Origin of the sequence: Streptomyces sp. NPDC001594 (assembly GCF_042893675.1) — a bacterium.
Classification (GTDB): domain Bacteria; phylum Actinomycetota; class Actinomycetes; order Streptomycetales; family Streptomycetaceae; genus Streptomyces.
The window spans coordinates 178,898-202,482 of sequence record NZ_JBIAVB010000012.1 but is presented as its reverse complement, the minus strand read 5'-3'; the positions used below and the strand labels follow the sequence as shown (position 1 = coordinate 202,482).

Sequence of the window (23,585 nt, the reverse complement as noted above, 5' to 3'; positions counted from 1 at the left end):
TCCGGAGCGGACGCATCCACCCCATTTCCGTCCGCCCGGGTTCCGCGCGGGTCAGTCCGCTTCGCGGAGGTCCGGCTCGCGGAAGTCCAGCTCGCAGAAGTCCAGGCCGTCGGCGCCGAGTCCGGTGTTCCGCGCGTGCTCGGCCATCCGGGCCGCGTACTCGGGGTGCTCGGCGAGCGAGGTGTAGGTGTCGAAGTCCAGGTCGAGGACCTCGGCCAGGTCCGCGAGGTACACGTCGAGGCCGGGGTACATCACGGCCACGTACGGCAGGTCGTCGATGTCGGTCACCAGCACCGGGTACTCGCCGGTGGAGTCCGGGGCGCCGAGGTAGAGCAGGCGGCGGGAGTCGCTGCCGCCGACGAGCGGCAGGCACACGGCGGGCAGCAGTTCCTCGAACGCGCCGAACATGCCCGCCATCCCGTCGCCGGATCCGTACATCCACTGCGCCGTCTCCTTCAGGCCCCGGTCGCCGAGCACGGGCGCGGCCGGGTCCTCGTACCAGCCGACGGCGGCCGGCCAGGAGGCGTCGAAGGCGAGCCAGCGGCGCAGGCTGGGCGGCAGCGGCCGGCCCCCGGGCAGCGTCAGCCGGTCGAGCGCCTCGGGCGCGAGCGGGACCGGTTCGTCGAGGTCGGGGGCGTCGGAGGTGGGCCAGCCCCGCTCCCTGACCCGTTCGATCACCCGGTCGATCAGCGCCGGGCCGTGCATGTCGTCGTCCATGGGGTGCGCCGTGTTCATGGGGCGCACTGTGCCATCCGGCACCGACAGCGCCTCCCGCGGCCTGCTCCGCAGGAGACGACCTACCGGCACAGGGCGACGATCGCGGGGTCGACCCGGCCCTTGGCGGCCTCGCAGAGGGCGGACATGTCGTAAGAGCGCGGGGGCGCGGGCCGCGGCGCGGTGGTCCGCGCGGACTCCCCGCGGGGCCTGGCGGCGGGGGCGCGGTGGGGCGGCCGGGCGGGGGAGGTACGGCGGCGGGGGCGGTCGTCGGAGCGGTGCGGGACGGCGGGCGCGGGCCGTTCCGGCGCGGCCTCCGGCGCGTCGGCGGGGTCCGCATCCCGACCGGCGGGCGACACCTCAGGCACCTCCGGCACGGGCCCCAGCGGCAGGCCCTCCGGCGCGGGCCGCCCGGGGAGCCCCCGGGGCGCGGCCGGCCGGGGGGACGGCGCCGTGCGGGCCGCCGCGGGCTCCGGGCGGGGAGCCTCCGCGGGCGCCGACGGCCGTACGGTCACACACCCGGCGGCCAGGACGAGGACGGGGACCCAGAGCGGGAGGGCGAGGCGTGACGGCATCCGCCCACCCTGCCGTACCGGGGCACCGCCCGGCGCCCCCGCTCACACGAAGGGGTGATCGCGGGGCCGCATACGTGGTCGGACCAGCGACTTTCACACCGCCAGCCCGCACGACGGACCGTATCAAGATCGACATAATCGGGCAATAAGGAGGCCCTGGAAGGTGGGCCCTGGAAGGTGCCCGAAGGTATACGGGTGGTAAAGCGGAAATCGCCTCCCACCACCCGTGGCCCGCCGTAACCCGACGGTCGCGCCCGCTGTTGCACAGGCGGCGGACCCACCCACGGTGAACGGAGTGCCCATGCCCCAGCTGACCGAGGACCCCGGACGCAAGGGCACCTGGATGACCCCGGCGGAGTACGGGGCCTCGCGCGCCGCCCTCTGGGCCGGAGCCGTCGTCCTGGTCACCGACACCGACGGCCGGGTCCTCGTCCAGAGCGTCGACTACCGCCCCGACCGGCTGCTGCCCGGCGGCGCGGTGGACGCCGGCGAAGCGCCCGCGGCGGCGGCCGCCCGCGAGGTGCGCGAGGAGCTCGGGGTCGAGGGCCGCTACCCGCGCGGGCTCGCCGTGGACTGGATCCCCGCCGACGCCCCCGGCTTCCCGCCCGACATGGGCTTCCCCGGCGAGATCCTGCACGTGTACGACGGCGGCACCTGGACCCCCGACCGGATCGAGTCCATCCGACTGCCCGCCCAGGAGATCACCGGCATCGACTTCGCCGAGCCCGCCGACCTGCCCGCCCTGATGGAGCCCGGGGACGCCCGCCGCGCCCTGGCGGCCCTCCGGGCCAAGATCAACGGCTCCGGCCCCGCCCTGCTGGAGGACGGCCGCCCCACCACCCCCACCGCCCTCGACCGGCTCGGCGTCCTGCGCACCCGGCGCGTCCCGCAGCGCGGCACCTGGCACCCCGGCCCGGTCCCCGCCCCCCTGCCCGTACGCGGCCGCTCCGGCTGGCTGTTCGCCCCCGACGGCCGGGTCCTGCTGCTCATCGCCCGCGCCACCGGCGCCGCCCACCTCCCCGCCCCCGCGGCGGAGCCCGCCGTGGCCGCCCTGCCGCTCGGCTACCGCTACGCCGACCGCGCCGCGCTGGCCCGCACCGCGGCCCGCCTCACCGGACTCGCCCCGGCCGGGGACCCGGCGTACGCCCGGCTGCTGGCCACCCCGGAACAGGTACGGGAGCTCAGCGACTGGGGCCCGGCCGGCCGCCAGGAGGTCGCGGCCGTGCACGCGGCCCGGACCCAGCTCGGCCTGCCCGTCCCGCCCCGCACCCCGCCCACCGAGCTCCCCGAACAGGGCCTGCGCTGGTGAGCGGCCCGCACGGGTGGCGCGGCCGCCGAACCATGATCGACGCCTGAGACCATGGGCACCCAGCACACAGACGGGGGAACCGAGCATGAGCATGGAAGCAGAGAGCCATCGCGTCGTCATCACGGCGGCGGGGCGGGACTTCGGCCGGACCCTGGCCATCGCCTTCGCCGCCAGGGGGGCCGAGGTCCACCTCTCGGCCCGCACCGCCGAGGCCGCCGAACGCGTCCGCCAGGAGATCATCGGACAGGGCCACGACCCCGACCGGGTCCACGCCCACGCCTGCGACCTCACCGACCCCGCCTCCGTACGCGCCTTCGCCGCGGCGGTCGCCGCCCGCGGCGGCCACATCGACGTCCTCGTCAACAACGGCGCCCGCTACCAGCACGGCACGGACCTGCTCTCCGCCTCCGACGAGGACGTGGTCGAGACCCTCGCCTCCGGCGCCACCGGCACCGTCCTCGCCACCAAGGCCTTCCTGCCGCTGCTCCTGGCCTCGGACAAGCCGGACATCGTCACCATGATCTCGGGCTGTGGCGAGCGGGGGAACCAGCGCTCCGACGCCCACGACGCCTTCTACGCCGCCAAGAGCGCCCAGGCCGGTTTCACCGAGACCCTCTCCCGCCGGCTGCGCGGTCAGGGCGTACGGGTGATCTCCCTCTACCCGCCGGACTTCGACAACCACGACCCGCTGTCCCCGGCCTGGCGGGACGCCCCGCGCACCGCGAAGGACCCGCTCACCTCCCAGTCGCTGGTCGACTGCGTCTTCTTCGCCATCGGCCAGCCCCGGGACTGCTTCATCAAGTCGTTCTACTTCGAACAGGTCTGAAAGCGGCGGCCCCGGGACCCGCGGCACCCCGGCCCGGCGGCGGCCGGGCCGGTCGTGTGGAATGGGGGCATGGGGACCACTGAGATACAGACGGACGGGACGCCGGGGGGCGCCCCGCAGACGCCTGCCGCCCGGCCGGCGCCGCAGGACGGCCGGGCGCCCGACGGGCGCCCGGCGGCCGCCCCGGCGCACGGCGCCCCCGACCGCTGGCGCTACGCCCGCCACCTCGACCTCCTCGCCGCCGCCGGCGCGGCCGGAGTGGCGGGGGAGGCCGGAGCCGTGGCCGCCGTCCTGCGCGACCCCGACCCGGTGATGGCGCAGAGCGCCGTCGTCACCCACCTCGACCGCCGGGCCGTGCGCCTGCTGCCGGACGACGCGTTCGGAGACTGGGCCGGCGCGCTGCGCTCCGTACTGGAGGGCCACGCCTTCCCCGCCCGCCGGCTGCGCGAGTGGACCCTCCTCAAGGCGATAGCGGGCGGCGGGAGTTGGTCCCCGGCCGACCTCGCCGCCGCCTCCGACTGGTGCCAGCGCACCGCGGTGCGCTCGCCCGCCTCCGACGAGGCGCTTGCCCTCCTCGCCGCCTCCGCGCGGACCCGCGGCGTGCGCATCGCCGCGGCCCGACGGCTGCACCGCCGGGCCACCGTCTGAACGGAACGATCAATCCTCCGGAATTCTCGCCATACGCCCGTTCGGGGGTTTAAAGTCGGCGTACCCGGCCGGGTATCAGCGTTGAACCGATGCCATTCCGCTGGAGGATGACTCTCCGTGTCGCACGTTTCACAGGCTCCCGTCACCACCCCCGACGCCGAGCCCGCACCGCCCGCACCCCGGTCGTTCGACGAGGTCAAGGGCTGGTTCTCGGCGTATGACCAGGTGCTCTTCGACTGGTTCCTGGCCCGCCAGAACGAGACGGCGGACACGAAGGGCGACCTCCTCGAACTCGGTGCGTTCATGGGCAAGAGCGCGATCTTCCTCGCCGCGTACCTGCGGGAGGGCGAGGAGTTCACCGTCGTCGACCTCTTCGACTCGCCCGCGCCCGACGACGACAACCTCGACGAGGTCCGGGAGTCCTACCCCACCCTGACCCGCCGCGGCTTCGAGGCCAACTACCTGGCGTTCCAGGAGCAGTTGCCGACCGTCATCCAGGCCCCGACCTCGGTCGTGGCCGACCGGGTGCGCCCCGGCAGCTGCCGCTTCGTCCACGTCGACGCCTCCCACCTGCACGAGCACGTGGTCCAGGACATCGCCTCCTCGAAGACCGTCACCGGCCCCGGGGCCGTCGTGGTCTTCGACGACTACCGCTCCGAGCACTGCCCCGGCGTCGCGGCCGCGGTCTGGGAGGCGGTGGCCGTCGGCGGCCTGCACGTGATCGCCGTGTCCGCCTCGAAGCTCTACGCGACCTGGGACGACCCCGAGCCCCACCAGAAGGCGCTGCTCGCCTGGCTGGAGGGCCGCACCGACCTGTGGCACGGCGTGGACACGGTCTGCGGGCGCCCGCTGGTGCGCATCGGCGACCACGGCGTGGCCGCCCCGCCCGCCCCCCGGCTGCTGAACCCGCCGGCCGAACCGGAGCAGCCGGTGACGCCGCCCGCGCCCAAGCCGGCCCCCAAGCCCGCGCCCCGGCCGGTGGACCCCTGGCGCAAGCTGGCCAAGGACCTGCTCCCGCCGGTGGTCACCCGCGCGATCGTCACCGCCCGGCGCCGCCGGCGCTGATGCCGCCGGGCGTGTCCGGCCGGTCAGGGCCGGACACCCCCGGTACGCCCCGGGTCACAGGCCCTTGCGGACCCGGGCGGCGCGACGGGCCTCGGCGGCCTGGCGGGCCTCGATCGTCTTGCGGGACTCCTTGCCCCGGCCGGTCCGGCCGGGGCGGGTGCCCAGGCCGCGGAAGCCCAGCTCCGTACCGCTGGGGCGGCCCTTGGCGTCGGTCGGCAGGGCCCCGGACAGCGGCACCCCGGACGGCTTGCGCGCGCCGGTGATCCGGCTCAGCGCCGCCTCGCCCGAGCGCACCTGGGTGATGGTGGGCCGGATCTTCGCGTCGGCCATCAGCCGGACCATGTCGCGCCGCTGGTTGGGCGTGATCAGGGTGACGACCTTGCCCGACCCGCCCGCGCGGGCCGTGCGCCCGCCGCGGTGCAGGTAGTCCTTGCTGTCGGCCGGCGGGTCCACGTTGACCACGAGGTCCAGGTCGTCGATGTGGATGCCGCGCGCCGCCACGTTGGTCGCGACCAGGACCGTCAGCTGCCCGTCCTTGAACTGCCCGAGGGTCTTCGTGCGCTGCGGCTGGGACTTCCCGCTGTGCAGGCCCTCCGCCCGCACGCCCATGGCCCGCAGGTGCTTCACGAACTGGTCGACGCCGTGCTTGGTGTCCAGGAACATGATCACCCGGCCCTCGCGCGCCGCGATCTCGGTGGCCGCCGAGACCTTGTCCGCCGCGTGGATGTGCAGCACGTGGTGGTCCATCGTGCCCACCGACGCCGACTGCGGGTCCACCGAGTGCGACACCGGGTCCTTCAGGTAGCGGCGCACCAGCTGGTCGACGTTGCGGTCCAGGGTGGCCGAGAACAGCATGTGCTGCCCCTCGTGGTGCACCTGGTCCAGGAGCTCGGTGACCTGCGGCATGAAGCCCATGTCGCACATCTGGTCCGCCTCGTCCAGCACCGTGATCCGCACCCGCTCCAGGTGCACGTCACGCCGCTTGACCAGGTCGCTCAGCCGTCCAGGAGTGGCCACCACGACCTCGGCGCCGGTGCGCAGGGCCCCCGACTGGCGGCCGATGGACAGTCCGCCGACGACGGTGGCCATGCGCAGCCGCAGCGCGTCGGCGTACGGGGCGAGCGCCTCGGTCACCTGCTGTGCCAGCTCGCGCGTCGGGACGAGCACCAGCGCCAGCGGCCGCTTGGGGTCCGCCCGCCTGCCCGCCGTTCGGGCCAGCAGGGCCAGGCCGAAGGCGAGGGTCTTGCCGGAGCCGGTGCGGCCCCGGCCGAGGACGTCACGGCCCGCCAGGGAGTTCGGCAGCGTGGCCGCCTGGATCGGGAAGGGCTCCCGCACCTCCTGGGCGGCCAGGGTCTCCACCAGCTCGGCGGGCAGACCGAGTTCGTCGAACGAGTCCACCGGCGGCAGGGCCGGGGTGGCCGTCCGGGGCATGGCGAACTCGCCCTGCGGGCCCAGGGTCCGCGGAGCCTTGCCGGCGCCGTTCCCGCCCTTGGAGCGGGAGCCGGCCGACGCCGCGGCCTTGACGCCGAAACGCCCGTGAGCTGACGGGTTCTTCATGCAGAACCTTTCGTGAGGAGAACCGAGCGCGCGTGGGGAGCGGGTCCGATACGGCGACGAGCCGGGGTCCGCACCCCTCGGTACGGTCCCCGGCTCGTCGTACGCGTCCGCACCGGGCGAAAGCGCCCCGCGCCTGAAGTCTTGCCCCATTTTACCAGCGGCCCGGGGTGTCGGCCTGGTGTTCGAAGCGCCCCCGGTTGGCGGCGCCCGGAGTGTGGTGCGCGGGACGGGTGGGCAGTATCGAGACGGCCGCGCAGGCGGCCCGAGTGGAACGTCGAGTGAGGATCAGTACCGATGGCAACTGGCACCGTGAAGTGGTTCAACGCGGAAAAGGGGTTCGGGTTCATTCAGCAGGACAACGGCGGCCCCGACGTGTTCGTACACTTCTCCGCCATTCAGGCGCAGGGCTACAGGTCGCTCGACGAGAACGCCCTCGTCGAGTACGAGGTCACCCAGGGCTCCAAGGGACCCCAGGCGGAGATGGTCCGCCCGCTCTGACCGCGCTCCACGCGCCCCGTACGTGACAGCGCGCCACGCGCCCCGTACGTGACGGCGGCCCCCGCCGGCCCGGCCGGCGGGGGCCGCCGCGTCACTCCGGGGTCCGCGCGTCCTCCCGTACGGTGATCGCCGAGACCGGACAGGCGCGCGCCGCCTCCCGGACCATCGGGCTTCCGTGGCCGTCCTCGCGGCCGGGGAGCACTTCGCTGAGCCCGTCGTCGTCCTGGGTGAACACCTCGGGGGCGGCCAGCACGCACTGGCCCGCGCCGATGCAGACCTCGCGGTTCACGGAGACGCGCATGCCGCTCACCACTCCACCGGCAGCTCGACCATGCCCTGGATGGTGTCCCCGGGCTTGAACGGGATCGTCTCCGGGTCGGCCGCCAGCCGCAGCCCGGGCAGCCGGTCGAACAGCGTGCCGAGCGCGATCTCCATCTCCGCGCGCGCCAGGTTCTGGCCCAGGCACTGGTGGATGCCGAAGCCGAACGCCAGGTGGCGGTTGGCCCCCCGGTGCCAGTCGAGCACGTCGGGGTCCTCGAACGCCGCCTCGTCGCGGTTGATCACCGAGGTGGAGAAGATCACCCCCTCGCCCGGCCGGATCGCGACCCCGCCGACCTCGATCTCCTCGGTGGCCAGGCGCAGCATGCCGTCCGCGATCGACAGGAACCGCATCAGCTCCTCCACCGCCCCCGACAGCAGCGAGGGGTCGGCCCGCAGCTCCGCCAGCTGCTCGGGGTGGCGCAGCAGGGTGAAGGTGCCGAGGGAGATCATGTTGGCGGTGGTCTCGTGCCCGGCGATCAGCAGGATCGCGGCCAGCGAGACCAGCTCCTCGACATCGAGCTCACCGGCCTCCAGCCGGGTCGCGATCAGCTCGTCCAGCAGCCCCTCGCCCGGCTCGGCGCGCTTGCGCAGGATCAGCGCCCTGAGGTAGCCCTGCAGCTGCGCCCGGGCGTCCTCGACGTCGGCGGGACCGGGGCCGCGCAGCAGCCGCCGGGACTGGGCCTCGAAGAACTCGTGGTCCTCGTAGGGGACCCCCAGCAGCGCGCAGATGACCATGGACGGCACCGGCAGGGCGAAGGCGCCGACCAGCTCGGCCCGCGGGCCCTTCGCCACCATCGCGTCGATCAGCCGGTCCACGGTCTCCTGGATCCGGGGCCGCAGGGCCGCCGCCCGCTTGACCGAGAAGCTCGGGATCAGCATCCGGCGCTGGGTGTTGTGGACGGGGTCGTCCTCCCCGAGCAGCGCGGTCCGCTGCCGGGTGATCCCCTTGAACCGCGCGCTGGGCAGGGGGAAGGCCTCGTGGGTGCGGTCGGTGGACAGCCGGTTGTCGGCGAGCAGGGCACGCGCCGCGGCGTGACCGGTGACCATCCACACGGAGCGGCCGTCGAAAAGGGTGACCCGGGTCAACGGCCGGGTGTCCCGCAGGGGCTGGTAGGCGGCCGGCGGGTGGTAGGGGCACGTGCGGTCCTGCGGGAAGGAGAGGGCGCCGGGCAGGGTTTCGGACATGGAGAACAACACCTCGCAAGGGCTGGTTCCGTCTTGCCTGACTCCATTACATGCCTCAGGCACCTATCCTACCTATGCCAGTTTCGGCCAGCCTGCCCGAGTTCACCCGCAGGGGAGCGCCAGGGGCCCGTGGGGCCGGTGTGGGCGCAGTGGTCAGACCCCCGCCTCCTCCAGCAGGGCGCGCAGCTGCGCCGCCGTCATCGGGCCCGCGTGCGTCGCCACCGCCTCCCCCGAACGCAGCAGGACCACGGTCGGGGCCCCCGCCACCCCGTGGCGGCGGGTCGTGGCCGGGCAGCGGGTGATGTCCGCGCGGACGGCCGTCAGCCGGGCGCCGTACTCCTGCGCCACCTCCTCGACGACGGCGTCCAGCGCCCTCGAGGGCCCCACGGCTTTGGGCCAGGTGCCCGTGAAATACGCGAGGACCGGGGTCTCCCGCGCCATGCCGGTGATGAAGTCGAATTCCTGGTCCTCCAGGGGCCGGTGCACCCGACGGTTCATGGGCGGCGCCCTCCTCGCAGTTCGTGCCGGTACTCCCGCCAGCCTAGGCCCCTTGTCAGTGGTGGCTGTGATCCTGGGGGCATGGACCTCAGCACACCGCGCCGGAGGGTCTACGGCGCCGACCACGACGACCCCGATCCGGGCCCCCGCCCCGGCCGCGCCTACGGCGAGCTCGTCGGCGGCCCGCTCGACGGGCTGCTCCTCGACGTCACCGGCTGGAGCCCCGAGCGGCTGGCCGAAGAGGCCCGGCTGCCCACAGAGATAGGCCGCTACGGGCCGGGCGGCCGCGCCCACTACCGCCGCCGCGCCACGGACCCCGGCCGCTGGGACTGGTCCGGGGACAGCCGCTAGAACCGCCGCGCGGACCGGATGCGCACCGCACGCCGGTTTCGCCGGAAGGGCCCGGTTCGGCGAACATGAAGCATCGCCTGGGGAAGGATGTGACCGTGGGTCACCTTGTGATGAGCACCGGCAGCATGCGCGAAGCGATGAGGCTGCTCACCGCCGTCGAGCGCACGCCCGAGCAGGAGCGCACGCTCGCCACCGTCCGGGAGAAGTGCCGGACCGTGGACGGGCGGCTGCACAGCCAGGGCATCGACCTCGAGGTCTCCGTGGCCCAGGCCCTGGAGGAGCTGCTCGACGGCACGGTCGGCGCCGACCAGGGCCCCGGCTACCACTACGCGCTGCAGGCCCTGATCTCCGCCCACTTCTCGGACACCCACGACCTCGGCGACTGGCGGCGCCAGTCCTGGTTCCGGACGGTGGACGAGGAGGTCTCGCGCACCGGCGTCCCGGCCCGCCTGGCCCTCTCCCGGATCCTCCTGTCCGGCCCGCCCGTCCGCCTGCCCCCGGCAGGGGACTCCACCCCCTGGATGGGCACCTTCCCGACCGAACTGGCCGCCGAGTTCGTCGCCGCGCACGAGGCGGTGCTGGACCGGCTGGACCCGGAGGTCCGGGAGACCGTCGAGGTCTTCCTCAAGGCGATCCGCTTCGAGGCCGAGGAATGGGCCACCGCGCGGGAGGAGGGCCGGCCCGGCCAGGACACGATCTTCTTCTGGTGCGCCTGACGGGCCTCCCGCGCGTCCGATGGCCCGCCCGGAGGATTTCCCGAAGAATTTTTCCGGGACCTGTCGATCCGGGCCCCTTCCGTTCGACGCAGGGGTGAGAGGCGGGGAGAGTCCCCGCCCACCGCCACCGAGGAGTCACCATGCCGCGCTTCCTGACGCTCATCCGCATCGACGAGCAGGGCCTCCCCCCGCAGGACTTCCCGCCGGAGTTCGAACAGCGCATGGGCGCCCTGCTGGAGGAGGTCACCAAGGCCGGTGTCATGCTCGACACCGCCGGACTGCTCCCCACCGCCCAGGCCACCCGCCTCGACTGGTCCGGCGGGAAGCTCAGCTTCACCGACGGCCCGTTCACCGAGACCAAGGAGGTCGTCGGCGGCTACGCCCTCCTGCAGTGCAAGGACAAGGCCGAGGCCCTGGAGTGGACCAAGCGGTTCCTCGAAACCCATCCGACGTCGTGGCACGTGGGCGCCGAGGTCCGCGAGATCCAGGAGATGTAGTGACCACGGCCGGGGCGGTCGAGACGGTGTTCAGGATGGAGTCGGCGCGGATCATCGCCGGCGTCACCCGGATCGTGCGGGACGTCGGCATCGCCGAGGAACTCGCCCAGGACGCCCTCGTGGCCGCCCTCGAGCAGTGGCCCGCCTCCGGGATCCCCGACCGGCCCGGTGCCTGGCTCATGGCCGCCGCCCGGCACCGGGCCGTCGACCTCGTGCGCCGCCGGGAGACCTACGCCCGCAAGCTCGCCGAGGTCGGCCGGGCCCTGGAGGACGTGCCCCCGCCCGCCGAGCCCGCGGACCCGGACGACATCGACGACGACCTGCTCCGGCTGGTCTTCACCGCCTGCCATCCGGTCCTGTCCACCGACGCCCGGATCGCGCTCACCCTGCGCCTGGTGGGCGGGCTCACCACCCAGGAGATCGCCCGCGCCCACCTGGCCCCCGAACCCACCGTCGCCCAGCGCGTCGTCCGCGCCAAACGCACCCTGGCCAAGGCCGGGGTGCGCTTCGAGGTGCCCTACGGCGCCGACCGCGCCGAGCGCCTCGCCTCCGTCCTGGAGGTCATCTACCTGATCTTCAACGAGGGCTACGCGGCCACCGCCGGAGACGACCTCCTGCGCCCCGCCCTCTGCGAGGACGCCCTGCGCCTGGCCCGGCAGCTGGCCGCGCTGATGCCGCAGGAGCCCGAGGCGCACGGGCTCGCCGCCCTGCTGGAGTTCCAGGCCTCCCGCACCGCCACCCGCACCGGCCCCGACGGCGAACCGGTCCTGCTCGCCGACCAGAACCGCGCCCGGTGGAACCGGCTCCTGATCCGGCGCGGGGTCGAGGCCCTCCAGCGAGCCGGCAGCGGCCCCTACTCCCTCCAGGCCGCCATCGCCGGCTGCCACGCGGCCGCCGTCCGCTACGAGGACACCGACTGGACGGCCATCGCCACCCTCTACGGGCGCCTCGTCCTCCTGGTGCCCTCCCCGGTCGTCGAGCTCAACCGGGCCGTCGCCGTGTCCATGGCCGACGGCCCCGCGGCGGCCCTGCCGCTGGTCGACGCCCTCGCCGGGGAACCGGCGCTGCGCTCCTACCACCTGCTGCCGAGCGTACGGGGGGACCTGCTGGAGCGGCTCGGGCGCGCGGCCGAGGCCCGCGCCGAGTTCGAGCGGGCGGCCTCCCTCACCCGCAACACCCGCGAACGGGAACTGCTGCTCGCCCGGGCCGCCGCCCTCCCCGGCCTCAGCCCCTGACCCGTACCGCCCGCGGGTCCGGCTCCGGGCGCCGCGGCGCCGTCAGCCCCACCGGCCTGCGGAAGCCGCCCGTGCGGGCGACGCACTGCACCGTCCGGCGCAGCGCCTCCTGGAAGTCGTCCATCGTGCGCCGCGCGGCCGGGGTGTCCACGTACAGCGAGTTCATGTGCAGCCCGTCCGCGTCCCGCTGGAACCACGAGCAGGTCCCGTTGCCCGTCGCCGACCACACGTGCGTGGTCGGCCGCCACTCCTCGTGCCGCTCGGCACCCGGACAGCGGCGCATGTCGATGTAGGAGAAGAAGTTCACCGCGTAGGGCCAGGACCGCAGGGCGAACTCCTCCGGCGCCAGCAGCTCCCAGGCCCGGACGAACGGCACGTCCAGGTGCCGCATCATCTCCCGGAAACCCTCCTGGACCCCGGCCGTCACCTGCGCGAAGTCCTTGCCCGGGGAGGCGTCGAACTCGATCGGGAGGGTGTTGACGAACCAGCCCACCGAGTTGGTCCACGTCTCCCGGCCCCGCTCGCTGACCGGCATGAACCCCCGGTACACCCCCGGCCCGCCGGCCTCGCGCAGGCACACGGCGACGGAGGCGAGCAGCCCCATGAACGGCTTCGCCCCGGTCTCCCGGCACACCTTCTCGAACACCTCGGCCTCGGCGGCGTCCAGCAGCCAGGAGGCCTCGTTGACGATCGGGTACATCCGGCCCGGCTCGACGCCCAGGTCCAGCGGGCAGCGGGGGAAGAACTCCCCGCCGCGCCCGATGAAGGACTTCCAGTAGTCCAGCCGCTCGTCGTCCGCGTCGATGGACAGGTAGCGGCGGCGCTGCTCGTCGGCGAAGTCCAGGTAGCTCGGCGCCGGCGGCAGCTCGGGCTCCTCGCCGCGCAGGAGCGCCTCGTAGGAGGTCAGCACCTGGTGGGCGACGACCGGCATCGACATGCCGTCACAGACGATGTGGTCGAACGCCAGGTAGACGGTCGCGGAGTCGGGGCGGACCACCGCGCCCATCACGAACAGCGGCCAGGACAGCGTGTCGATGCTCCGCTGGAACCGCTCCGACAGGAACGCCCCCAGCCGCCCGGCCGAACCGTGCGCGGCCACCTCCTCGGCCTCCAGGGCGAGTTCGGCGGCCGGCAGGGGGGCGCAGGACACCTCCCCGGCCAGCCGCAGGAACTCGCACCGCAGCACCTCGTGCCGCTGGACGAAGCCCAGCAGGGCCCGGGCCAGCACGGCCTCGTCGAGGGCGCCGTCGATCTCGAAGGTGACGGCCACGAAGGACGCGACCCGGTCGCCGTCGGCGCGGCTCTCCTCGGCGACGGTGAAGTGCTTGTCCTGATTGAACGAAGCCTTCCGGTCCGCCGTGCCCGGTGCCGTCGTGGAGCGCAACCGCCACTCGACGAGGCGCCCCGGCGCCACCTGGTGCATCTCCAGCGGAAACTGCCGCATTCACGCCATCCCTTCGTCCCCCGAATCAGCCCCGAGCGCCTAACGACACCCGGCCCGCGGAAGTGACGCCCTCACTCCCGCTCCCGTTCCGGAGCCGGGCCGGCGCCCCGCCCGGGAGGCGCCGGGGCGCGCCCCAGCCGCTCCCACAGGTCCAGCAGCAGCCGTAGGGAGCGCGACCCGCGGCCGATCTCCCAGGTGCGGCCGTCGCGGGCCCACCGGTCGAGGAGGTGCGCCAGGGCGGAGTCGCAGAAGGTGACGCGGGCCGCGTCGAGGACCAGGCGGCGGGCGCCGAGTGCCGCGCCCTCGTCGAGGAGCGCCCGCAGGGGCAGGCAGCTGTAGTGGTCGAACTCCCCGGCCAGGGTCACGGAGAGGGCCCCGCCGCCGAGCGAGGACCGGACGAGGGGGAGCGGCGCCCCGGCCCGATCCGGCGGGTCGGCGGGGGCGGGCGGGACGGGGGAGGGGCCCCGGGACGGGACGCCCCGGGGGACCGGGCGCGGGGGAGCGGCCGGGACTCCGGCCCGGCAGGGCAGGTGGGCGTTTATCGAGTCTATGGGGGTGTTCACGCCCTTCCAACGGGCCCCGCCCCGGACGGGAACCGGCGCCGGGACGCACTTCACCCGCGTGGCCGTGGGTCCGCGTCGGGCGGCGGCAGCTGGTGGGCGCGGCGCTGCTCCGGCGTGGGCGGGTGCAGCACGCGCCGCTCCGCCAGGCGCAGCAGCGGCCCGGCGCCGCCTTCGCCCACCGGGGTCCACAGCCGGACCGTGCGGTCGCGCGAGGAGGTGGCGATCCGGCTGCCGTCGGGCGCCCAGGCCACCCCGTTGACCCAGTCCGCGTGCAGTCCGACGACGGCGACGGGCGCGGCCGCCGCCGGGTCCCACAGCCGCAGCGTCCGGTCCCGGGAGACGGACGCCAGCCGGGTGCCGTCCGGGGACCAGGCGAGGTCCTGGACCCGGTCGTCGTGCCCGGCCAGCACGGCGCGGGCCGCGGCCGGCCCCGCCACGTGCGGGTCCCACAGGCGGACGGTGCGGTCCCGGGAGCCGGTGGCCAGCAGCCGCCCGTCCGGCGACCAGTCCACCTCCCAGACCTGGTCCTCGTGCCCCTCCAGGGTGCGCAGCCGCTCCCCCGTCGCGGTGTCCCAGACGACGACCGTGCGGTCCGTCCCGCAGGTGGCCAGCCGGCTGCCGTCCGGCGACCAGGCGGAGCCCGTCACCCAGTCCCCGTGCCCGCGCAGCACCAGGACCGGCCCCCGGCCGGCGGCGTCCCGCAGGTGGACGAGGCCGTCGCGTCCGCCCGTCGCCAGCCGGGTGCCGTCGGGGGACCAGGTCACCGTCGACACCTCCGCGCCGTGGACGCCCGGCAGTTCGGCGGACCGGGTCCCGTCGGGCAGCCAGAGCACGGCCGCGCCGTCGCGGCGGCCCACGGCCAGCCGCGAGCCGTCGGGGGACCAGGCGAGGTCCCCGCACTGCCCCGCCGCCAGGACCCGCGGCGGCCCGGGCTCCGCCGTGGGCCACAGCCGTACGGTGCCGTCCTCCGAGGCACTGGCCACCCGCGCCCCGTCCGGCGACCAGGCGAGCTGCCACACCGACTCGGCGTGCCCGCGCAGCACGTTCGGCGGCGCGGCGGTGTCCCAGACGGCCAGCGTGCGGTCCCGCGAGGCGGTGGCCAGCCGCCTCCCGTCGGGGGTCCAGGAGACCGCGCGTACGGAGTCCAGGTGCCCGGTGAGCCAGAGCGCCGAGCCCTCGCCGTCGGCCGCGGTCCCGACCCGGAGGTCCCAGATCCGGACGTTGCGGTGCCGGTCGCCGGCGGCGAGCCGGGTCCCGTCCGGGGACCAGGCCAGGCAGTCGATCCCGTCCATGCTCGACAGGGAGCGCACCGCGCGGCCCGTGGCCGGGTCGCGGAGCACCACCGTGCGGTCGGCGCGGGCGGCGGCCAGCAGGGCCCCGTCGGGGGACCAGGCCAGGGCCGTCACCGCGCCCTCGTGCGCGGGCCCGGCCGGTACGGGCTCCCCGCCGGCCGCCGGCCAGATCCGTACGGCGCCGTCCTCCCCGGCGGCGGCGATCCGGTCGCCGTCGGGGGACCAGGCCGCGCTCCACAGCATCCCGGCCGCCGGGGCCCGCAGAGACCCGGCCGGGGTGAAGGACGCCGTGTCCCACAGCCGGAGCTCCCCGCCCGCTCCGGCCGACGCCAGCCGGCGGCCGTCCGGGGAGAAGGCGAGGGCGCCGAGCGCCCCGCCGGGCCCGCCCCCGGGGAAGGGCTGCCGCAGGGCGGCCACCCGGCGCCAGGCGGCGGTGTCCCAGACGGTGAGCCGGGCGTCCCGGGTGGCGCAGGCCAGCAGGGCGCCGTCCGGCGACCAGGCCACCGCCCGGGGCCATGCGCCCGGCACGTCGAGCACCACCGGCTCCGCGCGGCCCCCGTCCGGGGCGCCGTCCGTCGCTCCGCCCTCCGCCCCGTCCGGGCCGTCCGTCCGCCAGACCCGCACCCGGCCGTCCCCGGCGCAGGCGGCGAGCCACGACCCGTCGGGGGACCAGGCCGCCCCGGTCACCTCGGCCCCGAACCCCCCGTGCGCCGCCCGCAGCAAGGAAGCGTCCAGAGCGGTCCGCAGGGCCTGGAGGGCGGCCGGGGTCGGCGCCCACTCCGTGACCGCCGCGAGGGCGACGGCGACGGCCGCCTCCGGTTCTCGGCTCTCCAGCACCCGGGCCGCCACCGCGTCCGCCGTACGCGCCCGGTCCGCGCCGTCCGCCCGCGTGCTGCGCTCCACGTACTCCGCCACCAACGCCGAGACCTCCAGCCCGGCGGGGGGCCGTTCCCGCCAGGCACGGGCGGCCGCCAGCCGTTCCCCGGTCAGCAGGAAGGCCTCCCCGCGGCCCGCGAACTCCCACTCCCGGGCCCAGCGTTCCCACTCGCCGCGCCGCCGCAGCTCCTCCACGTGCCCGGCGACGGCCCGCCGCAGGGGCGGCCAGCGGCGCAGCAGCGCCTCGTGCGCCAGGTCGAGGACCCCCGCGTCGGAGGTCAGCAGCCGGCCCGCCACGAAGGCGTCGGCGATCTCCCGCTCGGCGGCGGTCAGTTCGGAGCGCGGGACCGGGCTGCGGACGGGCTCCTCGCCGCGTACCGTGACCAGCCGCAGCAGGGTCCGCACCACCGGGTCCGGTCCGGCGCCGGAGTCCGCGTCCGGTCCCAGCAGTTCGGCGCGGATCCGGTCGGCCTGCCCGACGAGCGCCCCCGCGACCCCGCCGGCCTCGCGGTAGTGCGCGTACCCGATCACCGACCCGGGGCCGCCCGCCCGCCGGTACAGCTCCTGGAGGGTGTAGGCCAGCAGCGGCAGCGCGTCGCCGCCCCCGCAGTCGTCGACGATCCGCGACACCAGGCCGGCCTCGAAGGAGCCCCCGGCGGCCGCGGCCGGCCGGGCCACGACCTCGTGCAGCGCCTCCCGCTCCAGGGCCCCGATCACCACCGGATCCCGTACCAGGAAGGCCAGTTCCTCCTCCAGGAACCCGGTCAGGAAGTCCGAGCGCAAGGTGCCCACCAGCCAGAGCCTCGGCTGCCGGGCCAGCTCCCGGCGCACCGCGGCGGCGAACGCGGCCCGCTCGCGCGGCCCCGACAGGGTCAGCAGCTCCTCCAGCTGGTCCACCACCAGCACCCGGGACCGTCCGTCCGCGACGGCCCCGTCCAGGGCCCGGCGCAGCGCGCCCACCGGGTCGGTGCCGGGGGTGATCGCCGGGTACGCGGTCCAGTGCGAGCGCCGCCCGGTCAGCGCGGGCAGCAGCCCGGCCCGGACCAGTGAGGACTTGCCGGAGCCGGAGGGCCCGACCACGGTCACGAACCGGTTCGCCCGGGTCGGGGCCGCCGGGTGCAGCCGGGTCACGAGCGCGGCGGTCTCCCGCTCCCGCCCGAAGAACACGGCCGCGTCCTCCTCCCCGAAGGCCTCCAGGCCCGGGTACGGCGGCTGCCCGGCCGCCCATGCCGCGGGGGCCGGCACCGGCCGACGCTCCAGCCACCGCAGCCACAGCTGGCCGCCGACCAGGGCCAGGAGCCCGACGCCGACCAGGGGTATGGACCACTGGCGCAGCAGCCGCAGCGGGAGCGGCACCTCGCCCTCCACGTTGGTGGCGTAGTTGGTCGCGATCCCGAGCAGGGTGCCCACCAGCATGAGCAGCACGTCGAGGACGAGGGCGAGCGGTCGTCGTTGCATGGGGCCAGAACCTAGCCGCGCGGCCACGGCCCCGCGACCGCCGGGTGCCCAACGGGCGTATTGGCGGCGGCGGTTGACGATACGGGGGGCTCAGAGCAGGGCGGAGTCCCGTACGCCGATGGCGGACATCGTGCGCTCGACGGTCTCGCGCTGCTCGCCGACCGGTGCCACGTAGGCGACGGCGGCGCGCGCGGCCTCCTCGCCCAGGGTCCGGGTGATGGCCCAGGCGCCCAGGTACAGCGAGGACATGCAGCCGCCCGCCGTGGCGACGTTCCCCTCGACGTGGAAGGGCTCGTCCAGCACGGTGACGCCCAGCTGCTCGACGAACGGGCGGGTCGTCAGGTCCGAACAGGCGGGCCGGCCGGCGAGGAGCCCGAGCCGGGCGAGGACCAGCGCGCCGGAGCACTGCGAGCCGATCAGCTGGCGCGAGGGGTCGAGCGGCAGCATCGACAGCAGCCGGTCGTCCGCGATCACGTCGCGGGTCTTGATGCCGCTGCCGATCAGGACGACCTCGGCCTCCCGCACGAACTCCATCGGGCGCTGACCCGTCACCTCGACGCCGTTCATCGAGGTCACCACGGGGGTCGGCGTCGTGATGAAGGCCTCCAGGCCGTCGGGCCGGCAGCGGTTGACCAGCGCCGAGGCGATGAAGCTGTCGAGCTCGTTGAACCCGTCGAACGTGACCACCGCTACCCGCATCACCACTCCTTGGGACCGTTCTGCCGGACCTCCATGATCCCGGCCCGCCGAGCGGTCCGCCATGCGGTCACGCGCGTCCGGTGGCCTGTTTGCGCCCTTCCGCCCCGCGGTCCGCCACCGGCACCAGCTGGCCGGTGGCGGCGAGCGCGAGCCGGGAGAACAGGGTGCCGGAGAAGCCGAACAGGAGCGCGATCGCCAGGGCGATGGGCCGGGCGGGGGAACCCCAGGAATTGTCCAGAAACACCCGCCCCAGGAGGTTCAGTTCGGGGTCGGCGAGCATCCGCACCAGCAGCAGCCCGCCGGGTGCCGCCAGGGCCCCGCCGACCGGCGCCAGGACGAGGACGCCCCAGGAGGCGGGCCGCTGCGCGCGCATCACCCCGACCAGCGGGGACAGGAACCCGCCCAGGCCGCCCAGGAGGAGCGAGAGCCGGTGGTCGAGGGCCAGGCCGATCAGCAGCACCGCCCCGAGGCCGATGAGGGCCAGCCACAGGGCGATGCGCTGGAGTTCGTACTCGCGCTCGAAGGCGCCGTCCTCGCGTTCGGCGAGCCGCTCGGTGACGGCGATCAGCGCGGCCCGTCCGGCCGCCGGGTCACCGGTGGGTGCGGCGAGTTCCCGCGCGAGGCCTTCGTCGGCCGGGTCCCGGCCGTCCTCCAGGCGCAGCCGCAGGGCGCGGGCGCGCAGGGCGGTCTCCTCGGGGTCCTCCAGGCGCAGGAGCTGCGCCTCGGCCTCGTGCAGCACTCGCCAGGCGGAGGCCAGTTTGGACAGCGGGATGGCGACGACCCAGCGCCGGGGCAGCAGCCGCCAGGCCACCTGCCCGTTGCGCTCCAGGCGGTCCAGCCGGTCGGTGACCGCCTTCAGCACGGCGGCCCGGACGGCGGGCTCCGCCCCGTCCGGGGCCGCCCGGGCCGCGCAGACCCCGGCCCGGACCCGGCAGCCGTGCAGGCGGGCCTGGAGCAGCCGGTAGCGCGGGGCCGCGATCAGCCCCCGGCTGGTGATGTATACGACCACGAGGTAGCAGGCGCAGACCAGCCACAGCGCCCAGCGCCCTTCCCCGGCCACGTACGCGACGAACATCCCGGCCCCCTCCGCGACTTCCCCCGGCCGGCTCCATGCTCCTACGCGCCGGGGTCCGCCGTCCCCGGTTCCGCCTCCCCGGCCACCGAGGTGCCCAGGGCCCCTGCCAGGGCCGTCGCGTACGGGTGCGGGGAGCGCAGGGGAGCGGCCACGCCGAGGTGACGGGCCGGGCGGGGCGGGGCGAGGGGGACCACCGCCGTACCGGGGGGCGGGGCCAGGGCGATGTGCGGGACGAGTGCCACGCCCACCCCGGCGCCGACCAGGGTCTGGGAGAAGAAGTAGTCGGTGGTGGACGCGGCGATCCGCAGTTCGAACCCGGCCCGGTCCGCGTAGCGGCGCAGGAAGGCCTCCGTCTTCATGCAGCCCAGCACCCAGCGGTCGGCCGCCAGTTCGGCCGGCTCCAGGGCCTCCCGCCCCGCCAGCCGGTGGCCGGCGGGCAGGACCGCGTACAGCGGGTCCGCCAGCAGCGGCAGCCAGGACAGCCCGGTCCCGGAGGGCAGCGGGCCGTCGAAGTGGTAGGCCAGCGCCAGGTCCGCCGCACCGGCCCGCACCATCGGCAGCGAGGCCTCCGGCTCGGCCTCCAGCACCGTCAGCTCCACCTCCGGGTGTGCGCGGACGAAGGCGGACAGGGCCCCCGGCAGCAGGTGGCGGCCCCCGCTGGTGAACGTGGCGACCGTCAGCCGGGGCCGTCCGGCGGCCAGCCGGTCGATGCGCGCGCGGACCCGGTCCAGTTCGGCGGTGACGGTCTCGGCCGTCTCCACCAGCAGCCGGCCGGCCTCGGTCAGGGTGACCCCGCGTGTGCTGCGCTCGGCCACCGGCTGGCCGAGGCCGCGCTCCAGCGCGGCGATGTGCTGGGAGACCGCCGAGGGGGTCAGCCGCAGGGCCGCGGCGGCCCGGTTGAAGCTGCCGTGGTCCGCCACGGCCCGCAGGACGCGCAGCCGGTGCACATCGATCAAGGGTGTTCCTCGGGCCGGTCGGGGGCGGTCGGTTCCGCTGGGACCCTACAGCGGCGGGGCCGGGGGGCGGGAAGCCGGACGGGCCCTCAGCGCTCGCCGCCGCCCGGGTGCCGCTCCAGTGGGGCGGTTACCGCCGAGTTGCTCACACTGAACGTGACGCTGCCGGCCCGGTAGCGGTCGTCGGACCACTCGATCGGGCGGCCCGTGCGCGTGGCCGACACATGACGTTGGCGCAGCAGCGGGCTGCCGCGCCGGACCTCCAGCAGCCGGGCGTCCTCGCTGCCCGCGGGGAGGGCGTCGATCAGGTGCTCGCCGTAGTGGGCCACCACCCCGGAGTCCGCCGCCAGGCCGTCCATCACCGAACGGCAGTCCTCCGGCATGGCCTCCACGGCCTCCGCGACCCAGTCGGCGTAGGCGGTCCGCTCCACCATCACCGGCTCCCCGTCCAGCAGGCGCAGCCGCAGCACCGCGAGGACCTCCGTACCCGGCGCCAGCGCGAGGCGCTCCGCCTCCTCGGCCGTCGCGGGCCGGCGGGCCCGCGACAGGAAGCGGCTGCGGGCCTCGTGGCCGATCCCCTCGGCCCACTGGGCGAAGCTGTTCAGCTCGCCGAAGCTGTGCCGGCGCTCGTGCCGCAGGACGATCCTGCGGGCCCCCTGGCTGGAGCCGACCAGCCCGTCGGCGGCCAGACTCGCGACCGCCTGGCGGACCGTACCGCGCGAGGCGGCGAAGCGGGTCGCCAGATCGCTCTCCGAGGGCAGCCGGGCGCCCACCGGGTACGCGCCGGACAGGATCTCCCGGCGCAGCTCCTCGGCGATCTCCAGATACCGGACCGTGCCCATGCCGTTAGCCCCCCGCTCGCCCTGGTGCGGACTCCCCGCACCGCCACCCATGATCACTCCAGCGGGTTCTGTCACGACCTCTTTCAGTCATTCTCGTGTTTTCGTCGAGCCGTGCTCCACGGTCCAGGCGCCGTTCACCGCCCGTACAGCCGGGCCGGGCGAACTGGGGCCAACTTGTCCAGACAAGTGACGCCTGACAAGTGATCCCCCCTTCGTCTCCGGGAGAGACCGTGTTCCGTTCCTCCGCCCGTCGCGGTGCGGCCGTCCTGCTCAGCGCCGCCGCCCTCGCGACCCTCGGCGCGTGTGGCGCCGCCCCCGACCAGCCCGCCGCAGGCGGCGACGCCAAGGGCAAGGCCCAGCCGGCGACCGCGGCCTCCGCGGCCGACCTCGGCGGCATGGACGCCCTCGTCGCGGCCGCCGAGAAGGAGGGCCAGCTCAACGTGATCGCCCTGCCGCCGGACTGGGCGAACTACGGCGAGATGCTCAAGGCCTTCCAGGCCAAGTACCCGAAGATCAAGGTCTCCAGCGAGAACCCGGACGCCGCCAGCGCCGACGAGATCGCCGCCGTCAAGTCCCGCAAGGGCCAGAAGCGCGCCCCCGACGTCCTCGACCTCGGCATCGCCTTCGCCCGCAGCGGGGCCGACGAGAACCTCTTCGCCCCCTACAAGGTCACCGCCTGGGACAAGATCCCCGCCGCCCAGAAGGACGCGGACGGCCGCTGGTACAACGACTACGGCGGCTACGTCTCCATCGGCTGCGACGCCGCGAAGATCCCCACCTGCCCGCAGACCTTCGCCGACCTGCTCAAGCCCGAGTACGAGGGCAAGGTCGCCCTCAACGGCAACCCGACCAAGTCCGGCTCCGCCTTCGGCGGCGTCTACGCGGCCGCCCTCGCGAACAAGGGCTCCTTCGCCGACATCCAGCCCGGCATCGACTTCTTCGGCCGGCTCCGCAAGAGCGGCAACTTCATCCCCGTCGAGTCCACCCCGGCCACCGTCGAGAAGGGCGAGACCCCCATCTCGATCGACTGGGACTACCTGAACGCCGGCTACGCCGAGCAGTTCAAGGGCAAGGGCGTCGACTGGAAGACCGTCGTCCCCGCCGACGGCGTCTACGCCCAGTTCTACTCCCAGGCCATCAACAAGGAGGCCCCCAACCCGGCGGCCGCCCGCCTGTGGATGGAGTTCCTCTACAGCGCCGAGGGCCAGAACATCTGGCTCAAGGGCCACGCCCGGCCCGTCCTGCTCCCGAACATGACCCAGGACGGCACCGCCGACAAGGACGCCGTCACCAAGCTCCCCCAGGTCCAGGGCACCCCGTCCTTCCCGGCCTCGACCGAGCTCGACAAGGCCAAGGCCGTCCTCGCCGAGAAGTGGGACAAGGCCCTCAGCTGATGTCCGCACCCACCACCACCCCTCACACCGGGGGACCCGCCGGCGGCACCACCCCCCGCCGCCGGCGGCGCGGCCCGCGCACCTGGCTCGCCGCCCTCCCCCTCCTCGTCTTCACCGGGCTCTGCTTCGGCATCCCGCTCGGCGCCATCGCCTTCGGCGCGGTCACCCGCACCGACCCCGCCACCGGCGCCACCCGCGTCACCGGCGAGCACCTGGCCCGCTCCCTCCAGGGCCCCTACCTCACCTCCCTGACCGGCAGCGTCCAGCTCTCCGCCCTGACGGCCCTCATCGCCACCCTCCTCGGCGTCCTGATCGCCCAGGCACTGGTCACCTCCCGCTCGGGTGCCCTGCGCTCGGCGGCCCTGACCGCCTCCGGCGTCCTCGCCAACTTCGGCGGGGTCCCGCTGGCCTTCGCGTTCATCGCCACCGCCGGCATCTCCGGGGTGGTCACCCAGCTCGCCGACCTGACGGGCCTGGGCTGGGACCTGTACTCCTTCACCGGCCTCACCGTGGTCTACCTGTACTTCCTCATCCCGCTGATGGTGCTGGTCACCGTCCCCGCCCTGGACGGGCTGCGCCCCCAGTGGCGCGAGGCCGCCCAGAACAACGGGGCCACCGGACGGCAGTTCTGGCGCCACGTCGGCCTGCCGGTGCTCGCGCCCTCCCTGCTCGGCGGGTTCGTCCTGCTCTTCGGCACCGCCTTCGCGGCCCACGCCACGGCCGCCGCCCTGGTCGGCGGCTCCGTACCGCTGGTCACCCTGAAGATCGCCGACGCCCTCTCCGGCAACGTGCTCACCGGCCAGGAGAACGTGGCGCTCGCACTCGGCCTCGACATGATCCTGATCGCCGGCCTGGTCATGGCGGTCTACCTGCCCCTCCAGCGACGGAGCGCCCGATGGCTGCGATGACCGGACCCACCGAGACCGCCGAGATCACCGGGACCGCCGGGACCGCCGGGACCGCCGGGACCGCCGGGACCGCCGAGATCACCGGG

General features: G+C 75.1%; 24 protein-coding genes. 11 read left to right on the top strand and 13 right to left on the bottom strand.

What is annotated here, in order from left to right:
- Nucleotides 1-51 precede the first annotated feature (51 nt).
- On the bottom strand, nt 52-735 hold the full coding sequence (locus ACFY0O_RS24190; protein WP_388949834.1) for a hypothetical protein: 684 nt from the start codon (nt 733-735) through the stop codon (nt 52-54).
- Between the two features lie 62 nt (nt 736-797).
- Nucleotides 798-1,289, bottom strand: coding sequence for a hypothetical protein (locus tag ACFY0O_RS24185; protein WP_388949832.1), 492 nt, complete (start codon nt 1,287-1,289; stop codon nt 798-800).
- A gap of 301 nt (nt 1,290-1,590) precedes the next feature.
- On the opposite strand from ACFY0O_RS24185, the gene ACFY0O_RS24180 reads away from it, so the two are divergent.
- From ACFY0O_RS24180 to ACFY0O_RS24165, 4 genes are all read left to right on the top strand, one after another.
- Nucleotides 1,591-2,598, top strand: coding sequence for an NUDIX domain-containing protein (locus ACFY0O_RS24180; protein WP_388949831.1), 1,008 nt, complete (start codon nt 1,591-1,593; stop codon nt 2,596-2,598).
- A gap of 91 nt (nt 2,599-2,689) precedes the next feature.
- Nucleotides 2,690-3,424: an SDR family oxidoreductase gene (locus ACFY0O_RS24175; protein ID WP_388950049.1), complete on the top strand. Its 735-nt coding sequence runs from the start codon at nt 2,690-2,692 to the stop codon at nt 3,422-3,424.
- A gap of 69 nt (nt 3,425-3,493) precedes the next feature.
- Nucleotides 3,494-4,072: a hypothetical protein gene (locus ACFY0O_RS24170; protein WP_388949829.1), complete on the top strand. Its 579-nt coding sequence runs from the start codon at nt 3,494-3,496 to the stop codon at nt 4,070-4,072.
- 117 nt (nt 4,073-4,189) lie between these two features.
- Nucleotides 4,190-5,137: a class I SAM-dependent methyltransferase gene (locus ACFY0O_RS24165; RefSeq protein WP_388949826.1), complete on the top strand. Its 948-nt coding sequence runs from the start codon at nt 4,190-4,192 to the stop codon at nt 5,135-5,137.
- Nucleotides 5,138-5,191: 54 nt separating this feature from the next.
- On the opposite strand, the gene ACFY0O_RS24160 is transcribed toward ACFY0O_RS24165, so the two are convergent.
- Nucleotides 5,192-6,694, bottom strand: coding sequence for a DEAD/DEAH box helicase (locus ACFY0O_RS24160; RefSeq protein WP_388949824.1), 1,503 nt, complete (start codon nt 6,692-6,694; stop codon nt 5,192-5,194).
- Between the two features lie 294 nt (nt 6,695-6,988).
- Here ACFY0O_RS24160 and ACFY0O_RS24155 point away from each other — a divergent pair, with 294 nt between their 5' ends.
- A complete protein-coding gene (locus ACFY0O_RS24155) occupies nt 6,989-7,192 on the top strand; it encodes a cold-shock protein (RefSeq protein WP_079424163.1) in 204 nt (67 codons plus the stop codon).
- 91 nt (nt 7,193-7,283) lie between these two features.
- Here ACFY0O_RS24155 and ACFY0O_RS24150 read toward each other — a convergent pair whose 3' ends face one another.
- From ACFY0O_RS24150 to ACFY0O_RS24140, 3 genes are all read right to left on the bottom strand, one after another.
- Complete coding sequence (locus ACFY0O_RS24150; RefSeq protein ID WP_358892185.1) at nt 7,284-7,493, bottom strand: ferredoxin; 210 nt, start codon at nt 7,491-7,493, stop codon at nt 7,284-7,286.
- Nucleotides 7,494-7,498: 5 nt separating this feature from the next.
- Nucleotides 7,499-8,698: a cytochrome P450 gene (locus tag ACFY0O_RS24145; protein WP_388949820.1), complete on the bottom strand. Its 1,200-nt coding sequence runs from the start codon at nt 8,696-8,698 to the stop codon at nt 7,499-7,501.
- A 153-nt stretch (nt 8,699-8,851) separates the two neighbouring features.
- Nucleotides 8,852-9,196 (bottom strand): thioredoxin family protein, encoded by a 345-nt coding sequence (locus ACFY0O_RS24140; RefSeq protein ID WP_358892183.1) that lies wholly within the window; start codon nt 9,194-9,196, stop codon nt 8,852-8,854.
- An 81-nt stretch (nt 9,197-9,277) separates the two neighbouring features.
- Between ACFY0O_RS24140 and ACFY0O_RS24135 the strand changes: the two genes are divergently transcribed.
- From ACFY0O_RS24135 to ACFY0O_RS24120, 4 genes are all read left to right on the top strand, one after another.
- Nucleotides 9,278-9,547 carry a hypothetical protein gene (locus ACFY0O_RS24135; protein WP_388949817.1) on the top strand — a complete coding sequence of 90 codons (270 nt, stop codon included), beginning with the start codon at nt 9,278-9,280 and terminating at the stop codon, nt 9,545-9,547.
- 95 nt (nt 9,548-9,642) lie between these two features.
- Nucleotides 9,643-10,263 carry a hypothetical protein gene (locus ACFY0O_RS24130; RefSeq protein WP_388949813.1) on the top strand — a complete coding sequence of 207 codons (621 nt, stop codon included), beginning with the start codon at nt 9,643-9,645 and terminating at the stop codon, nt 10,261-10,263.
- Nucleotides 10,264-10,403: 140 nt separating this feature from the next.
- Nucleotides 10,404-10,760, top strand: a complete 357-nt coding sequence (locus tag ACFY0O_RS24125) for a YciI family protein (protein WP_388949810.1) — start codon at nt 10,404-10,406, stop codon at nt 10,758-10,760.
- Nucleotides 10,760-11,995 carry an RNA polymerase sigma factor gene (locus tag ACFY0O_RS24120; RefSeq protein WP_388949808.1) on the top strand — a complete coding sequence of 412 codons (1,236 nt, stop codon included), beginning with the start codon at nt 10,760-10,762 and terminating at the stop codon, nt 11,993-11,995. Before ACFY0O_RS24125 ends, ACFY0O_RS24120 begins: the two co-directional genes overlap by 1 nt.
- Here ACFY0O_RS24120 and ACFY0O_RS24115 read toward each other — a convergent pair.
- The 7 genes from ACFY0O_RS24115 to ACFY0O_RS24085 all read right to left on the bottom strand — a co-directional run bounded on the left by ACFY0O_RS24115 (nt 11,985) and on the right by ACFY0O_RS24085 (nt 21,197).
- Nucleotides 11,985-13,439, bottom strand: coding sequence for a condensation domain-containing protein (locus ACFY0O_RS24115; RefSeq protein ID WP_388949805.1), 1,455 nt, complete (start codon nt 13,437-13,439; stop codon nt 11,985-11,987). The two genes, ACFY0O_RS24120 and ACFY0O_RS24115, sit on opposite strands and share 11 nt — an antisense overlap.
- A 71-nt stretch (nt 13,440-13,510) precedes the next feature.
- Nucleotides 13,511-14,002, bottom strand: a complete 492-nt coding sequence (locus ACFY0O_RS24110) for an STAS domain-containing protein (RefSeq protein WP_388949803.1) — start codon at nt 14,000-14,002, stop codon at nt 13,511-13,513.
- 50 nt (nt 14,003-14,052) lie between these two features.
- Nucleotides 14,053-17,628: an NACHT and WD repeat domain-containing protein gene (locus ACFY0O_RS24105; protein WP_388949801.1), complete on the bottom strand. Its 3,576-nt coding sequence runs from the start codon at nt 17,626-17,628 to the stop codon at nt 14,053-14,055.
- Between the two features lie 90 nt (nt 17,629-17,718).
- Complete coding sequence (locus tag ACFY0O_RS24100; RefSeq protein WP_388949799.1) at nt 17,719-18,327, bottom strand: DJ-1/PfpI family protein; 609 nt, start codon at nt 18,325-18,327, stop codon at nt 17,719-17,721.
- A 67-nt stretch (nt 18,328-18,394) separates the two neighbouring features.
- Nucleotides 18,395-19,402 carry a hypothetical protein gene (locus ACFY0O_RS24095; RefSeq protein WP_388949796.1) on the bottom strand — a complete coding sequence of 336 codons (1,008 nt, stop codon included), beginning with the start codon at nt 19,400-19,402 and terminating at the stop codon, nt 18,395-18,397.
- Between the two features lie 41 nt (nt 19,403-19,443).
- Nucleotides 19,444-20,358 carry a LysR family transcriptional regulator gene (locus ACFY0O_RS24090; protein ID WP_388949793.1) on the bottom strand — a complete coding sequence of 305 codons (915 nt, stop codon included), beginning with the start codon at nt 20,356-20,358 and terminating at the stop codon, nt 19,444-19,446.
- An 86-nt stretch (nt 20,359-20,444) separates the two neighbouring features.
- Nucleotides 20,445-21,197, bottom strand: a complete 753-nt coding sequence (locus tag ACFY0O_RS24085; RefSeq protein ID WP_388949791.1) for a GntR family transcriptional regulator — start codon at nt 21,195-21,197, stop codon at nt 20,445-20,447.
- Nucleotides 21,198-21,427: 230 nt separating this feature from the next.
- On the opposite strand from ACFY0O_RS24085, the gene ACFY0O_RS24080 reads away from it, so the two are divergent.
- Both ACFY0O_RS24080 and ACFY0O_RS24075 read left to right on the top strand, forming a co-directional pair.
- Nucleotides 21,428-22,591 carry an ABC transporter substrate-binding protein gene (locus tag ACFY0O_RS24080; protein ID WP_388949789.1) on the top strand — a complete coding sequence of 388 codons (1,164 nt, stop codon included), beginning with the start codon at nt 21,428-21,430 and terminating at the stop codon, nt 22,589-22,591.
- The gene (locus tag ACFY0O_RS24075) at nt 22,591-23,499 is read left to right on the top strand and encodes an ABC transporter permease (RefSeq protein ID WP_388949786.1); all 909 of its coding nucleotides are present in this window, start codon (nt 22,591-22,593) and stop codon (nt 23,497-23,499) included. Before ACFY0O_RS24080 ends, ACFY0O_RS24075 begins: the two co-directional genes overlap by 1 nt.
- The last annotated feature ends 86 nt before the right edge of the window (nt 23,500-23,585 follow it).

What these genes read in the sequence shown, in the direction of transcription:
- ACFY0O_RS24190 (WP_388949834.1), bottom strand. Translation starts at nt 735, where the DNA reads ATGAACACGGCGCACCCCATGGACGACGACATGCACGGCCCGGCGCTG.
- ACFY0O_RS24185 (WP_388949832.1), bottom strand. Translation starts at nt 1,289, where the DNA reads ATGCCGTCACGCCTCGCCCTCCCGCTCTGGGTCCCCGTCCTCGTCCTG.
- ACFY0O_RS24180 (WP_388949831.1), top strand. Translation starts at nt 1,591, where the DNA reads ATGCCCCAGCTGACCGAGGACCCCGGACGCAAGGGCACCTGGATGACC.
- ACFY0O_RS24175 (WP_388950049.1), top strand. Translation starts at nt 2,690, where the DNA reads ATGGAAGCAGAGAGCCATCGCGTCGTCATCACGGCGGCGGGGCGGGAC.
- ACFY0O_RS24170 (WP_388949829.1), top strand. Translation starts at nt 3,494, where the DNA reads ATGGGGACCACTGAGATACAGACGGACGGGACGCCGGGGGGCGCCCCG.
- ACFY0O_RS24160 (WP_388949824.1), bottom strand. Translation starts at nt 6,694, where the DNA reads ATGAAGAACCCGTCAGCTCACGGGCGTTTCGGCGTCAAGGCCGCGGCG.
- ACFY0O_RS24155 (WP_079424163.1), top strand. Translation starts at nt 6,989, where the DNA reads ATGGCAACTGGCACCGTGAAGTGGTTCAACGCGGAAAAGGGGTTCGGG.
- ACFY0O_RS24150 (WP_358892185.1), bottom strand. Translation starts at nt 7,493, where the DNA reads ATGCGCGTCTCCGTGAACCGCGAGGTCTGCATCGGCGCGGGCCAGTGC.
- ACFY0O_RS24145 (WP_388949820.1), bottom strand. Translation starts at nt 8,698, where the DNA reads ATGTCCGAAACCCTGCCCGGCGCCCTCTCCTTCCCGCAGGACCGCACG.
- ACFY0O_RS24140 (WP_358892183.1), bottom strand. Translation starts at nt 9,196, where the DNA reads ATGAACCGTCGGGTGCACCGGCCCCTGGAGGACCAGGAATTCGACTTC.
- ACFY0O_RS24135 (WP_388949817.1), top strand. Translation starts at nt 9,278, where the DNA reads ATGGACCTCAGCACACCGCGCCGGAGGGTCTACGGCGCCGACCACGAC.
- ACFY0O_RS24125 (WP_388949810.1), top strand. Translation starts at nt 10,404, where the DNA reads ATGCCGCGCTTCCTGACGCTCATCCGCATCGACGAGCAGGGCCTCCCC.
- ACFY0O_RS24115 (WP_388949805.1), bottom strand. Translation starts at nt 13,439, where the DNA reads ATGCGGCAGTTTCCGCTGGAGATGCACCAGGTGGCGCCGGGGCGCCTC.
- ACFY0O_RS24105 (WP_388949801.1), bottom strand. Translation starts at nt 17,628, where the DNA reads ATGCAACGACGACCGCTCGCCCTCGTCCTCGACGTGCTGCTCATGCTG.
- ACFY0O_RS24100 (WP_388949799.1), bottom strand. Translation starts at nt 18,327, where the DNA reads ATGCGGGTAGCGGTGGTCACGTTCGACGGGTTCAACGAGCTCGACAGC.
- ACFY0O_RS24095 (WP_388949796.1), bottom strand. Translation starts at nt 19,402, where the DNA reads ATGTTCGTCGCGTACGTGGCCGGGGAAGGGCGCTGGGCGCTGTGGCTG.
- ACFY0O_RS24085 (WP_388949791.1), bottom strand. Translation starts at nt 21,197, where the DNA reads ATGGGCACGGTCCGGTATCTGGAGATCGCCGAGGAGCTGCGCCGGGAG.
- ACFY0O_RS24075 (WP_388949786.1), top strand. Translation starts at nt 22,591, where the DNA reads ATGTCCGCACCCACCACCACCCCTCACACCGGGGGACCCGCCGGCGGC.